Genomic DNA, 13,219 nt, shown 5'->3' with positions numbered 1-13,219 from the left:
GAAGACATGGCGTCGCACAATCGGGATTCGCGCCGGCAACGGCTCCAGCCGCTCGCGGCGGCACTGCTGGCAATCGCTATGGGATTCGGCATGGCCTCGGCGCAGGCCGACGATCTGCCGAAGATCCCCACCAAGAAACCGCTGAAAGTCGGCTTCGCGCAGACGGAGAGCAACAATCCGTGGCGTCTCGCCGAAACGCAAAGCTTCAAGGACGTCGCCGCGAAGTGCGGCTGGCAGATGGTCATGACGGACGCCAACGGCTCCAACTCGAAGCAGGTGTCGGACATCCAGAGCATGATCGCGCAGCACGTCGATCTGCTCGTGTTCCCGCCGCGTGAAGAGAAGCCGCTCGCACCCGTCGTGCTGCAGGCGAAGAAGGCGGGCATCCCCGTGATTCTCGTCGACCGCAACGTCGATCAGTCCGTCGCGAAGGCGGGCCGCGACTACATCACGTTCATCGGCTCCGACTTCATCGATCAGGGCCACCGCGCCGCAGACTGGCTCGTCAAGGCGACAGGCGGCAAGGCGAAGATCATCGAACTCGAAGGCACGACGGGCGCGTCCGCTGCAAACGACCGCAAGAAGGGCTTCGACGAAGTGATCGCGAAGAATCCGGGCATGTCGATCATCGCGTCGCAAAGCGGCGACTTCGCGCGAGACAAGGGCCGTCAGGTGATGGAGACGCTGCTGCAGGCGCATCCCGATGTGACGGCCGTCTACGCACACAACGACGAAATGGCACTCGGCGCGATCGCCGCGATCAAGGCGGCCGGCAAGCAGCCGGGCAAGGACATCCAGATCGTCACGATCGACGGCACCAAGGGCGGCCTCGACGCGATCGCGGCGGGTGAACTCGGCGCGAGCGTGCAATCGAGCCCGTTCTTCGGCCCGCTCGCGTGCGATGTCGCGGAGAAATTCGCGAAGGGCGAAAAGGTGCCGACGTGGGTCAAGGTGTCCGACCGCTTCTACGACAAGGGCAACGTGAAGGAAAGCATGCAGTACGGCTACTGAGTAGCCAACGTGCAGCAAACCGGCGGGCGCTCCGCGTTCGCCGGCGATGACGCAGGGCTTCATCGAGGCGCACGCGCGCCCCGCTGACGGGAAGGGTTCGAAGCGACGTGTCCGTTGCGCGCGTTTTCGCGCTCGACAGGCCGTCGCTTCGCTTTGTCGGGCGTACCATGAACGTCGCGGCCTGACCGACAGCGCTGACCGTCAGCGATAAGTATCAGGAGACATACGTGACGCACCCCGACGCGCAGTCCGACGCCTTACCTTCTTCCCCATCTTCGTCCCGCGCGCCCCTGCTCGACATGCAGGGCATCGACATTTCGTTCGGCGGCGTGCCCGCGTTGCGCGGCGCGAATCTCAGCGTCGCCGCGGGCGAAGTGCACGCGCTGATCGGCCAGAACGGCGCGGGCAAATCGACGATGATCAAGATCCTCACGGGCGCGTACCGGCGCTCGGGCGGCAGCGTGCGCTTCGAGGGCCGCGAGATCGATTTCCGCACGCCGAAGGAAGCGCGCGAAGCAGGCATCAGCACGATCTATCAGGAGATCAATCTGGTGCCGTTCCGCTCGGTGGCCGAGAACATTTTTCTGGGCCGCGAGCCGCGCCGCTTCGGTCTGATCGACTGGCGCGAAGTGCAGAAGCGCGCGTCCGCGCTGCTCGAATCGTTCGGCTTGCAGATCGACGTGAGGAAGCCCGCGGGCAGCTATTCGACGGCGATCCAGCAGATGGTTGCGCTCGCGCGCGCGGTGTCGTCGGACGCGAAGATGGTCATCATGGACGAATCAACTTCGTCGCTCGACGAACGCGAAGTCGAACTGCTGTTCACCGTCGTGCGCAAGCTGCGCGACGACGGACGCGCGGTGATCTTCGTGTCGCATCGGCTCGACGAACTGTATGCGCTGTGCGACCGCGTGACGGTGATGCGCGACGGTCAGACCGTCGCACAAAGCGCGATGAAGGACATCGACAAGCGGCAACTCGTCACGACGATGCTCGGCCGCACACTCGCTGCCGTCGTGCAGGACGACAGCGCCGCGCGCGAGGCGAATCTCGCGCGACGCGGCGACAAGGCGATCTCGGCGCGTAACCTGTCCGCGCATCCGAAGGTGAGCGACGTCTCGCTCGACGTGCACGCGGGCGAAGCCGTCGGACTCGCTGGTTTGCTGGGGTCGGGCCGTACGGAAACGATGCGTCTTCTGTTCGGCGCGGATGCCGCGGAAAAAGGCGCGCTGTCGATCAACGGTGAGAACGTCGCGCTGAAGTCGCCGCAGGATGCGATTGCGCGCGGTCTCGCGTATCTCACGGAAGACCGCAAGGCGGAAGGCATCGTGCCGGACCTCTCCGTGCGCGACAACCTCACGCTCGTCTGTCTGCGCACGCTGTCGAAACACGGCGTCGTCGATGTGAAGAAACAGCAGGCGATCGTCGAGCGCTTCATCGCGTCGCTCGGCATCAAGCTGCGCTCGCCCGATCAGCCGATCCGCGAACTGTCGGGCGGCAATCAGCAGAAGGTATTGCTCGCGCGCTGGCTCGCCGCGCAGCCGTCGCTGCTGCTGCTCGACGAACCGACGCGTGGCATCGACGTCGGCGCCAAAGCCGATGTCGCGAAGATCGTGCGCGAATTGCGCGACGAAGGCATGGCGGTGCTGCTGTCCGCATCGGAACTCGAGGAACTGACGGCCGTGGCCGATCGCGCGGTCGTGATCCGCGATGGCCGCACGGTCGCCGAACTGGATGGCGCGCAAATGAGCGAGTCCGCGATCATGGACGCGATTGCGTACGGCAGCGCGGGCACCTCGCAACTGGCCGAAGCGGCCGAAGTGGCAGCCCATTCCGCCCATCTCAACGATGCACAGGAGGACGAGCGTCATGGCTCATGAGTCGCCGCTCGCTACATCAGCGACAGCAACGGCCGCAGCGCCCGCTGCATCGACGGTGAAGAAGAAACGCCGTATCGCGATTCAGCGCGAGATCGTCGTGCTGCTCGCGATGCTCGTGTTCAACCTGCTGTTCACCCAGCACTTCTGGTCGCTGCAGACCTTTAACGTCAATCTGACGCAGGTCGTGACGATCGTGATCGTCGGCATCGGCATGACGCTGGTCGTCGCGACAGGCGGCATCGATCTGTCAGTGGGCGCATCGATGGCGATTGCGGGCGCGATCGCGCCGATGCTCTTCATGCACATCGAAGGGCCAACGGGCATCGCGCTCGCCTTCGTGCTGCCGATTCTCGCGGCTGCCGTTTGCGGCGTGTTCAACGGCTTTCTCGTGACGAGGCTCGCCGTGCAGCCGATTGTCGCGACGCTCGTGCTGTTCATCGCCGGACGCGGCATCGCGCAGGTCGTCACCAATGGCAGCCTGCAGGCGTTCAACAATCCCGCGTTTCAGTGGATCGCGCTCGGCAAGGTCGCGGGCGTGCCGTTCCAGGTGCTGCTGATGTTCGCGCTCGTTGCGCTGTTCGCGTGGATCGTGAGAAAGACGCTGTTCGGCCAGTATCTGCTCGTCACGGGCGGCAACGAGAAATCCGCGTATCTGAGCGGCGTGCCGACTGCGCGCGTGAAGATGATCGCGTACACGCTGTGCGCGGCGCTGTCGGGTCTCGCGGGGCTGATTTCGATTTCGGTGAATTCGTCGTCGGATGCGAACGTGGTCGGGCTCGGCATCGAACTCGATGCAATCGCGGCCGTCGCGGTCGGCGGCACGGCGCTGACGGGCGGCAAGGCGTATATCGGCGGTACGCTGATCGGCGCGCTGATCATCCAGTTGCTTCGCTACACGCTGCTCGCGCACGGCATTCCCGATGCCGCCGCGCTCGTCGTCAAGGCGGGCATCATCATCGCGGCCGTGTACGTGCAGCGGCGCTCGCGCTGAACGAACTGGGAACAACCATCCGATGAAAAAGAATCTGCCCATTCTCATCGCGCTCGGCGCGCTGATCGTGCTCGGGCTCGTGCGCTACGAGCATTTCGCTTCCGAGTACAACATCACGTCCTTCTGGCGCTACAACTCGATGTTCGCGCTGATTTCCGTGGGCATGGCCTTCGTGATCATCACGGGCGGCATCGATCTGTCCGTCGGCACGGTCGCGGCGATGTCGAGCGTCGTCGCGGCGCTCGCGAGTCCGTACGGCGGCTGGGTCGCGGTGTTCGCCGGCGCGGGCGCGGGACTGCTGGTCGGCGTGCTCAACGGCATCATCATCACGCGCATGAAAATCCTGCCGTTCATCACGACGCTCGCGACGAGCCTCGGCGCGCACGGTCTCGCGCTGCTGCTCGGCAAGAACGACGCGGTGTCGATTTCCTCCGATACGAACTTCGCGAACTTCGGCCAGGGCGATCTGTTCGGCCTGCCGATTCCCGGCCTGATCGCGCTCGTCGCGGCCGTCGTGGGCTGGCTCGCGCTGCGCAGCACGCGCTTCGGACGGCATTCTCTGGCGATCGGCGGCAGCGAGGAAGCGGCGCGTCTGATGGGACTGAACGTGAATCGCACGCTGATCGCCGTGTACGCGGTTAGCGGCCTGCTCGCCGGGCTGGCGGGCGTGATCCTCGCCGCGCAGTTCGGCGCGGGACAGCCGAACGAAGGCGTCGGCTGGGAGCTGTTCGCGATTTCGGCAGTCGTGCTCGGCGGCACGCTGCTGACGGGCGGCGAAGGTTCGATCGCAATGACGATTGCCGGCGTGCTGCTGCTCGGCCTCGTGTTCAATCTGCTGAACTTCGAAAACGGGCTCGGGTACATCAGCTTGTCGGCGTACTGGCAATCGGTGATACGCGGCGTGTTTCTGCTGCTCGTGATCGTGCTGCAGGCGCGTGTGCTCAAGCAGCGCGCGCACAAGCGCAGTGAGCCGGACGCGGGCGCTGGGCAAACGGCGGCGTGACGTGCGCTCCAACGGGCGCAAGCGGGAGTAAGATCGCGGTTCTGCCTTCATTTCCCGCTCAACGCGCCGCCGTCTCGCGCGGCAAATCGTCGCCATGCACCACTATCTGCCGATCCTGCTGCAAATCGCCATCGTCTATCTGATCGCGCTGATCAGTCCCGGTCCGAACTTCTTCATGATCACGCAGCTGTCGCTGGCGGGCCGCCGTGGACTCGGCGCAGCATCGGCGCTCGGCGTCGGCACCGGGTCGACGATCTGGGCATCGCTGGCGATGCTCGGCTTCGCGACCGTGCTGCAGCAGATCGACTGGCTTTATAACGGCATCCGGATCTCGGGCGCGATCTATCTGGTGTGGTTCGGCATCAAGCTCGTGCGCGCGAGCACGAAGCGCGGCGAACCGATCGTCGTGAACGTCGAAACGCCTGTCGCCAACGATCGCGGCGCGTATTTCCGCGCGTGGCGCTCGGGCATGCTCACCTGCCTGACGAATCCGAAGTCATGCGCGTTCTGGACGTCCATCTTCGCGACGCTGTTTCCCGCGCATCCGCCGCTTTGGTTCTACGGCGTGGCGCTCGCGATGATCGGCATGATGTCGGTCGGCTGGTACGGCAGCGTCGCGCTGATGTTCGCGACGGAGCGCACGCAACGCGGCTATCGCCGCCTGCGCCGGCCGATCGACGGCGTATGCGGCGCCGTGCTCGTCGGTCTCGGCGCGAAGCTCGCGGCCGAAAGCTGAACGCGCGACGAGGAGGCACAAGCCTGATTTCGCTCAGGTTTCCAGCTTCGCCGGAAGGGTCAATGCTGCAGCGCGCGATACGTTTCCGGTATTATTCCGAGATAGCGCCTACCAGCGCCTGTTTTCGCTGAAAAGCTGCCATCACCAGATGGCCGACGGGCAAGCGCCCGCCGCGACTCGGCGAGACCCGCCGGGAAACACCCACACGGGTCATCCGGGCACAGACCCGGCGCCGTACCACCCCAGCAGTACACCCTTGCCGCGCCGTGGTTGACCGTTCCGGGCGAAACCGGACCTCTCAGCCGCGCCGGCGCATGACGACCCGCTGGACAGACCACATCCACCGCCCAACCCGCCGCGGCAATGCCCGAGCCGGTAACGCGGTAAAATAGCGGATTGCGCATCATTCCCCGTCGATGACGACAAGGAACGATGCATCGCCTTTGCCGTGCCGGCCCCGCTTTTTGTGTGGCCGACCTTGTTTTCGCACCATCGAAGAAGCCATGAGCAACCTGAATCCACAAACCGTCCTGAGCGTCCATCACTGGACCGATACGCTTTTCAGCTTCACCTGCACGCGCGATGCGTCGTTCCGCTTCGAAAATGGCCAGTTCACGATGGTCGGTCTCGAAGTCGACGGCAAGCCGCTGATCCGTGCATACAGCATGGCTAGCGCCAATTACGAAGAGAATCTCGAATTCCTGAGCATCAAGGTGCAGGACGGCCCGCTGACGTCGCGCCTCCAGCATCTGAAGGTCGGCGACCAGGTTCTGATCGGCAAGAAGCCGACGGGCACGCTGATGGCCGACAACCTGCTGCCCGGCAAGACGCTGTGGCTGCTGTCGACGGGCACGGGTCTCGCGCCGTTCATGTCGATCATCAAGGATCCGGACGTTTACGACCGCTACGACCGCGTGGTGCTGACGCACACCTGCCGTTTCGTCGACGAACTCGCGTACAAGGAATACATCACGGATCACCTGCCGGCGCACGAGCACCTCGGCGAACTGATCCAGGAAAAGCTGGTGTACTACCCGACGGTGACGCGCGAGCCGTTCGCGAACCGTGGCCGTATCACGGACCTGATCGAAACGAAGAAGCTGTTCGACGATCTGGATCTGCCGCACTTCTCGCTCGAAAACGACCGCGTGATGCTCTGCGGTAGCCCGCACATGCTGCGCGACACGCGTGAACTGCTCGACAGCCTCGGCTTCCAGGAAGGCAGCAACAACAATCCTGGCCATTACGTCGTCGAAAAGGCGTTCGTCGGCTAAGCAAGCCGCCGTGCACGCTTCGGCGGGACGTCACTGACGCTCCCGCCCGCTGGAAACACCCGAAACCGGAGCCTTCGCGCTCCGGTTTTTCTTTTTGCGCGACGCGTTTTGAGCTCGAATCGCGCGTGACGTGCGCGAGGTTAACACCGACGAAAACGCGTTTCGCGCATCCCTTCCGACGTCGGATATCGGGTTACAAACTCGATGCGCTTAAGTTTACTTTTCATGTAGGCATTTTTCCTACATCCGTCGAACGTTTACCTCAATAATTACGCCGACTATGCGCTACAACCCGCAAAAATCGGGCGTTTTTTCTTTTTTTGCGATATGATCCATCACAACGGCATTTGACAGACTTTTAACAAAATCGTCTTCTATTTGTTACAGAATGTAAATCTCGTTACGCACAGACGTAGCGTTTTTCCGTCGCGATACTTCCTGCGACGGACACATCTGGGGGTCAGGGTTCGTATGCGTTCTTACGTCTATATGCTGCCGATGCGTCGCTGTGACGCCGGCCATTTCGTTTCGTGAGCGGGGCTGTGGAAACATCCGTCGTCGTGCCGATGCACGGGCACGGCTCGGCCGCCCGCGCGGGTGACGCACAGCGCGCGTCGGGCGTGCGTGCGAGCCGCGCCGCCAAAGCGCCGCTTGCCGCCAGCGCAGCGACGCGGACAGCATCGGGCGACGAAGTCACGCGTCTGAAAGCACGTGTGCGCGAACTGGCCTCGGAACTGACACGCACAGAGGAAGCCACGCGCCACCGCGTCGCGCAGGAACTGCACGACAGCCTCGGCGCCGAAGTCACGGCTGCGCGCTTCGCGCTTGCAAACGTCGAAACGTGGCTGCCCGCCGACGCCCCGCCCCAATGCACGACCGCCCTCGAAACCGCGCAGCGTTCGCTTGAAGCCGTCACGGAAGCCGCGCAACAGGCCGTCACCGAATTGCACGCGCCGACGCTCGACAAGGGCATCGTTTGCGCGCTGTCGCACTGGACCAACACCTTCGCCGCTCGCACGGGCCTGCGCATGAGCTTCGTGTGCGCCGCCGATGTGCGTCTCACGCGCCTGTCCGCCGACGCATCGCTCGCCGTCTTCCGCGTCGCCCAGGAAGCACTGAACAACGTCGCGAAGCATGCGCGTGCGTCGGGCGCCGACATGCGCATCGAAACGACTGCGCATCATCTGAGCATCGTCGTCAGCGACGACGGCATCGGCATTCCGCCGCACGCCGGACAGGACGAGCGCCAGTTCGGACTGGCGGGGATGCGTGCACGCTGCAATGCGTTCGACGGCGAGCTGAAGGTCGCCGCGTCGGGCGGCGACACGCGCGGCACGACCGTGCACGCGCGCTTCGAATGGAAAGCGCTGATGGGCAATGCTTCGCGCCCGCGCGCGCGCCGCACCGCCATTCGCCTGTGATCCTTTGCCTTCGCCGCTTGCCCCGCCCGTTCTTGAACACTGACCGTCCGTTATGACTCTGCGCATTCTGATTGCCGAAGATCACGCCATCGTTCGACAGGGCGTTCGGCAGCTGCTGATCGACCGCGGCGTCGCCGACGACGTCGCCGAGGCGCAGACGGGCACCGAAGTGCTCACGGAAGCGTCGAAGCATGTGTTCGACGTGATCCTGCTCGATATCTCGTTGCCGGACATGAACGGCGTCGAAGTGCTCAAGCGTCTGAAGCGCAAGCAGCCGCGCGTTCCCGTGCTGATGTTCTCGATGTATCGCGAGGATCAGTACGCGGTGCGCGCGCTGAAGGCAGGCGCGGCGGGCTATCTGTCGAAGACGGGCGACGCCACGCAGATGATCGCTGCGATCCAGCAAGTCGCGGCGGGCCGCAAATACGTGAGCCCGGCGATGGCGGAAGCGCTAGCCGACTACGTTTCCTTCGACGGCGAGCAGCTGCCGCACGAAAAGCTCTCCGACCGCGAATACCAGACGCTGTGCATGCTCGCGTCGGGCAAGCGTCTGACGGATATTGCGATCGCGCTGTCGCTGTCGGTGAAGACGGTGAGCGTCTACCGCACGCGGCTGCTCGAGAAGATGAAGCTGCGCAACAACGCCGAACTCACCTTCTACGTGATGAGCAATCGCCTCGTCGACCTGAATCCGGCGATGACGGCCTGATCTCACGCGCCGCGCTCGCGGCGCCTTGGCGCACCTTGGCACTGCGCACCTGAAAGGGCTTGCCGGCCCACTTCCGCTAAAATTGCGGGTTTTCCCGACATTGGGCGCGCCCACGCGCGTGCTTCACAGGAGACCCCGCCAAATGTCCCTCTTTCGTAAGAAGAACGTCGAGCACATGATCGCCGGCGCGCAGGCTGCCGGCCTGAAAAAAGCGCTCGGCGCGCTCGATCTGACTTTTCTCGGCGTCGGCGCCATCATCGGCACCGGCATTTTCGTGCTGACGGGCACGGGTGCCGTACAGGCCGGCCCGGCGCTGATGCTGTCGTTCATCATCGCGGCCATCGCGTGCGGCTTCGCTGCGCTCGCCTACGCCGAATTCGCCTCGACGATTCCCGTCGCCGGCTCGATCTACACCTATTCGTACGCGACGCTTGGCGAACTGGCCGCGTGGATCATCGGCTGGGACTTGATGCTCGAGTACGGGCTGGCGACGTCGGCGGTATCGGTCGGCTGGTCCGGTTATCTGCAGTCGCTGCTGTCGGGCTTCGGCGTATCGCTGCCCGTCGCGCTGACGGCGGCGCCCGGCGCGCTGCCCGGCCACGAGACGCTGTTCAATCTGCCGGCGTTCCTCGTCATGATGGCGATCACGACGCTGCTGTCCGTCGGCGTGCGCGAATCGACGCGTGTGAACAACCTGATGGTCGCGATCAAGGTGACGGTGGTGCTGCTGGTGATCGTCGTCGGCGTGTTCCATGTGAAGCCCGAGAACTGGCATCCGTTCATGCCGCACGGTTTCAGCGGCGTCTTCGGCGCGGCGGCCGTGATGTTCTTCGCGTTCATCGGTTTCGACGCGGTGTCCTCGGCGGCCGAGGAAGTGAAGAATCCGAAGCGCGATCTGCCCATCGGCATCATTGCGTCGCTGGGCGTGTGCGCGGTGCTGTATGTGGCCGTGGCGGCTGTTGTGACGGGCATCGTTCCGTTCGGGCAGTTCGCCAACATTTCGCATCCCGTTTCGTATGCGCTGCAGGTCGCGGGTCAGAACTGGGTCGCCGGTTTCATCGATCTCGGCGCGGTGCTCGGCATGCTCACCGTGATTCTCGTGATGGCTTATGGGCAGACGCGGGTGATCTTCGCGATGTCGCGGGATGGTTTGCTGCCGGCCGGTTTGTCGAAGGTGCATCCGAGGTTTGCTACGCCGTTTGCGACGACCTGGATCGTCGGGATTGTGTTTGGGCTGATCGGCGCTTTGGTGCCGCTGAATGTGCTCGCTGAGCTGATCAACATCGGCACGTTGGCGGCGTTTTCGATGGTGTCGATTGCGGTGCTCGTTTTGCGTCGGACGCATCCGGAGTTGCCGCGGGCGTTCCGGTGCCCCGGCGTGCCGGTTGTGCCTGTTCTCGCTGTCGGCTCCTGTCTGTTTTTGATGGTGAACCTCAGCGCTGTTACCTGGATCGCGTTTGTGGTCTGGTTGGTCGTTGGGATGGTTGTTTATTTTGGTTATTCGCGGAAGCATTCGAAATTGGCCCGTCCGGGCCGGTGATACTTGGCTCAGCTCTTCGCTGGCATCCGCGTTTTCGTATCGGTTTGCTAGCGTCGCCCCTGTGCGGGGCGGCACCTACTTTTCTTTGCAGCGGTGTACAGACTGGAGACATAGCTGACAGGTGTACAGGGACATGGTTGACACTTTCGGGTAATCAAACGCCCGGATTCAACCATGCCCTGGGAAGCAAAAAACACCATGAATCTCCGCGAAGAATTCGTCAGCCTGGCCGCCACACAGGCCCTGTCATTCAGCGAGCTATGCCGGCGCTACCGGATCAGCCGCCAGACCGGCTACAAGTGGCTGGACCGTCACAAGGCCGAAGGCCCCGGCGGGCTGGCCGACCGCTCCCGACGCCCGCACCACAGCCCCCTGCGCTCACCTGAACACATCGAAGCGCGGGTGCTGGAACTGCGTCGCGAACATGGCTGGGGCGGACGCAAGATCGAACGGCGCCTGAAGGATCTGGGCGAGACAGAGGTGCCCGCGCCCGCCACGATCACCGAAATCCTGCGCCGCCATGGGCTCATCGATGAACAGGCGTCGCAGCAGCGCCAGCACTGGCAGCGCTTCGAGCACGCGCATCCGAACCTGCTGTGGCAGATGGACTTCAAGGGCGACGTCCAGACGCTGAAGGATGGGCGCTGCATGCCGCTGACGGTCATCGACGATCACTCGCGCTACAACCTCGTGCTGAGCGCCTGCTCGCGTACGACCACACAGGTCGTGCAGGCCGAGCTTGAGCGCGCGTTCCGCTGCTACGGGCTGCCCGCGCGCATCAACACCGACAACGGCGCGCCGTGGGGCTCGCCCAGCGCGCCGGGGCAGCTCACCGAACTCGCGGTCTGGCTGATCCGGCTGGGCATCCTGGTGAGCTACAGCCGGCCGTATCACCCGCAGACCAATGGTAAGGACGAACGGTTTCACCGCACGCTGAAGGCCGAAGTGCTGGACCGGCAGGCCTTCAGCACACATGCGCACATGCAGCAGGCACTGGATCGCTGGCGGCACGTGTACAACGTCGAACGTCCGCACGAGGCACTCGGGATGGCCACGCCCATCACGCGCTACGCGTGTAGCCTGCGCGCGATGCCCGAGCGGGTGCCCGAGCCCGAATACGGCCCCGGCGATGAAGTGTTGCGGGTCAATGCCAGCGGCGTGGTGCGCCTGCGCGGCCAGAAACTGAAGCTGTCGATCGCGCTCAAGGGGCTGCAGGTAGCCGCCCGCATGAGCGAGAAGGAAGACGGGGTGATCGAGATCTGGTTCGCCCATCAGCGGGTCGCAAAACTTGACCTGAAGACTCCCAAACCCTGACCATCAGGTGTCAACGATGTCCCCGTACAGGTGTCAACCATGTCTCCAGTCTGTACACAGCGGCAAAGAAAAGTAGGCAAAAGAAAGCCGCTTTTGAACCTCCGGTGCCTGCCAGGATAGCGCTGCGGCATGCCGCAGTTGAGCTGTCGCGCAGCAACGTCCGCACTCTGTAGAAAGCCCGCAGTCGACCGCGCACGGCGCGAAAACCCACACCGTTTGGAACACATACCGCCGCAATCAGAGCGACGGCAAACACACAAAAACAAGCCGGCCGAATGTGCCCCAAGTGGATGTCATCTTTCGCGCCGCGCACACCTCACTGCGGGCTTTCTACGGAGTGTTGGCGTGGCTGCGCGACCGCTCAAAGAACGTGTGCCGTAGCGTTATCCTGGCAGGCACCGGAGGTTTAAAAGCGGCTTTCTTTTGCCTACTTTTCTTTGCCGCTGCAAAGAAAAGTAGGTGCCGCCCCGCACAGGGGCAACGCGAGAAGCACCGCTACGAAATCGCGGATGCCAGCGCAGCAGCAAAAAGCAAAGACAAGAATGGCGACTAGCGTCGAAGACAAAAAAAATCACCGCACTGCAACATCCTCCCATCTGCAACCATCCAAACGCCGCAGGCATAACTTCGAACGCCGTAGGCACAGTTCCCCCATAGCCGCCTCTCGTTTTTTGTGTTTTACTTTTCGACACAAACAAAAAAAGCAACAAAGAAAAGCAACAGCACCCAACCGATCCGGACCCTCCCAGGCAGGCAAGCGGTAGGTAGTTGAATGCGGGCCCGAGCCGGTCTCGCCCCATCCGGGGCATAAATCCAGGGGCGTCCCCAAGGAGACAGTTCATGGCGATCAGCATCAGTCTGACGGTGAACGGTTCACCCGTTACCGCGAACGTCGAGCCGCATACCCTGCTTGTCCAGTTTCTACGCGAACAGTTGCGGCTGACGGGAACGCACGTCGGCTGCGATACCGCGCAATGCGGCGCGTGCACGATTCATCTGAACGGCCGCGCCATCAAGTCCTGCAACATGCTCGCCGTGCAGGCCGAGGGCCAGGAAGTCACCACGATCGAAGGGCTGTCGCAAAACGGCGAACTGCATCCGATGCAAGCCGCTTTCCGCGAATGCCACGGCCTCCAGTGCGGCTTCTGCACGCCCGGGATGGTGATGAGCGCGACCGCACTCGTCGCGGCGAACCCGAATCTCACCGAAGACGAAGTGCGTCGTCAGCTCGACGGCAACCTGTGCCGCTGTACGGGCTATCACAACATCGTCAAGGCCGTCGTTCTGGGCGCGCAAGGCATGAAAGCCGGCGCGCCATCGAAAGCCGCCACGACCGTCTGAGG

Annotated in this window: 12 protein-coding genes; all 12 read left to right on the top strand. The window is 63.5% G+C overall.

Annotation, left to right across the window (positions count from 1 at the left end; all coding sequences use genetic code 11):
- Nucleotides 1–6: 6 nt before the first annotated feature.
- The 12 genes from QEN71_RS00540 (at nt 7) to QEN71_RS00485 (ending at nt 13,217) form a co-directional block, all read left to right on the top strand.
- Nucleotides 7–1,011, top strand: coding sequence for an ABC transporter substrate-binding protein (locus QEN71_RS00540; RefSeq protein ID WP_201660765.1), 1,005 nt, complete (start codon nt 7–9; stop codon nt 1,009–1,011).
- A gap of 299 nt (nt 1,012–1,310) precedes the next feature.
- Nucleotides 1,311–2,888, top strand: a complete 1,578-nt coding sequence (locus QEN71_RS00535; RefSeq protein ID WP_201660851.1) for a sugar ABC transporter ATP-binding protein — start codon at nt 1,311–1,313, stop codon at nt 2,886–2,888.
- A complete protein-coding gene (locus QEN71_RS00530; RefSeq protein WP_201660762.1) occupies nt 2,878–3,879 on the top strand; it encodes an ABC transporter permease in 1,002 nt (333 codons plus the stop codon). The genes QEN71_RS00535 and QEN71_RS00530 overlap by 11 nt, the downstream gene beginning before the upstream one ends.
- A gap of 22 nt (nt 3,880–3,901) precedes the next feature.
- Nucleotides 3,902–4,882 carry an ABC transporter permease gene (locus QEN71_RS00525; RefSeq protein WP_201660759.1) on the top strand — a complete coding sequence of 327 codons (981 nt, stop codon included), beginning with the start codon at nt 3,902–3,904 and terminating at the stop codon, nt 4,880–4,882.
- A 94-nt stretch (nt 4,883–4,976) separates the two neighbouring features.
- Nucleotides 4,977–5,618, top strand: coding sequence for a LysE family translocator (locus QEN71_RS00520; RefSeq protein WP_201660756.1), 642 nt, complete (start codon nt 4,977–4,979; stop codon nt 5,616–5,618).
- A 503-nt stretch (nt 5,619–6,121) separates the two neighbouring features.
- Nucleotides 6,122–6,892, top strand: a complete 771-nt coding sequence (locus QEN71_RS00515) for a ferredoxin--NADP reductase (protein WP_201660752.1) — start codon at nt 6,122–6,124, stop codon at nt 6,890–6,892.
- A 542-nt stretch (nt 6,893–7,434) separates the two neighbouring features.
- Nucleotides 7,435–8,313, top strand: coding sequence for a sensor histidine kinase (locus QEN71_RS00510; protein WP_307792594.1), 879 nt, complete (start codon nt 7,435–7,437; stop codon nt 8,311–8,313).
- A gap of 52 nt (nt 8,314–8,365) precedes the next feature.
- Complete coding sequence (gene rqpR / locus QEN71_RS00505) at nt 8,366–9,022, top strand: response regulator transcription factor RqpR (RefSeq protein WP_201660749.1); 657 nt, start codon at nt 8,366–8,368, stop codon at nt 9,020–9,022.
- Nucleotides 9,023–9,164: 142 nt separating this feature from the next.
- Entirely contained in the window at nt 9,165–10,562 is a 1,398-nt protein-coding gene (locus QEN71_RS00500; RefSeq protein ID WP_201660746.1) for an amino acid permease, read from the top strand.
- Between the two features lie 174 nt (nt 10,563–10,736).
- Nucleotides 10,737–11,876: an IS481 family transposase gene (locus QEN71_RS00495; RefSeq protein ID WP_290468217.1), complete on the top strand. Its 1,140-nt coding sequence runs from the start codon at nt 10,737–10,739 to the stop codon at nt 11,874–11,876.
- Between the two features lie 286 nt (nt 11,877–12,162).
- On the top strand, nt 12,163–12,429 hold the full coding sequence (locus QEN71_RS00490; protein WP_201648689.1) for a hypothetical protein: 267 nt from the start codon (nt 12,163–12,165) through the stop codon (nt 12,427–12,429).
- A 287-nt stretch (nt 12,430–12,716) separates the two neighbouring features.
- Complete coding sequence (locus tag QEN71_RS00485) at nt 12,717–13,217, top strand: (2Fe-2S)-binding protein (RefSeq protein WP_201648690.1); 501 nt, start codon at nt 12,717–12,719, stop codon at nt 13,215–13,217.
- Nucleotides 13,218–13,219: the final 2 nt, after the last annotated feature.

The sequence above is a fragment of the Paraburkholderia sabiae genome, from assembly GCF_030412785.1.
GTDB classification, from domain to species: Bacteria; Pseudomonadota; Gammaproteobacteria; order Burkholderiales; family Burkholderiaceae; genus Paraburkholderia; species Paraburkholderia sabiae.
Note: the sequence above shows the minus strand (reverse complement) of the source record. Positions and strands in the feature narration are given on the sequence as shown.

What these genes read in the sequence shown, in the direction of transcription:
- QEN71_RS00520 (WP_201660756.1), top strand. Translation starts at nt 4,977, where the DNA reads ATGCACCACTATCTGCCGATCCTGCTGCAAATCGCCATCGTCTATCTG.
- QEN71_RS00485 (WP_201648690.1), top strand. Translation starts at nt 12,717, where the DNA reads ATGGCGATCAGCATCAGTCTGACGGTGAACGGTTCACCCGTTACCGCG.
- QEN71_RS00535 (WP_201660851.1), top strand. Translation starts at nt 1,311, where the DNA reads ATGCAGGGCATCGACATTTCGTTCGGCGGCGTGCCCGCGTTGCGCGGC.
- QEN71_RS00525 (WP_201660759.1), top strand. Translation starts at nt 3,902, where the DNA reads ATGAAAAAGAATCTGCCCATTCTCATCGCGCTCGGCGCGCTGATCGTG.
- QEN71_RS00540 (WP_201660765.1), top strand. Translation starts at nt 7, where the DNA reads ATGGCGTCGCACAATCGGGATTCGCGCCGGCAACGGCTCCAGCCGCTC.
- QEN71_RS00515 (WP_201660752.1), top strand. Translation starts at nt 6,122, where the DNA reads ATGAGCAACCTGAATCCACAAACCGTCCTGAGCGTCCATCACTGGACC.
- rqpR (WP_201660749.1), top strand. Translation starts at nt 8,366, where the DNA reads ATGACTCTGCGCATTCTGATTGCCGAAGATCACGCCATCGTTCGACAG.
- QEN71_RS00500 (WP_201660746.1), top strand. Translation starts at nt 9,165, where the DNA reads ATGTCCCTCTTTCGTAAGAAGAACGTCGAGCACATGATCGCCGGCGCG.
- QEN71_RS00495 (WP_290468217.1), top strand. Translation starts at nt 10,737, where the DNA reads ATGCCCTGGGAAGCAAAAAACACCATGAATCTCCGCGAAGAATTCGTC.
- QEN71_RS00530 (WP_201660762.1), top strand. Translation starts at nt 2,878, where the DNA reads ATGGCTCATGAGTCGCCGCTCGCTACATCAGCGACAGCAACGGCCGCA.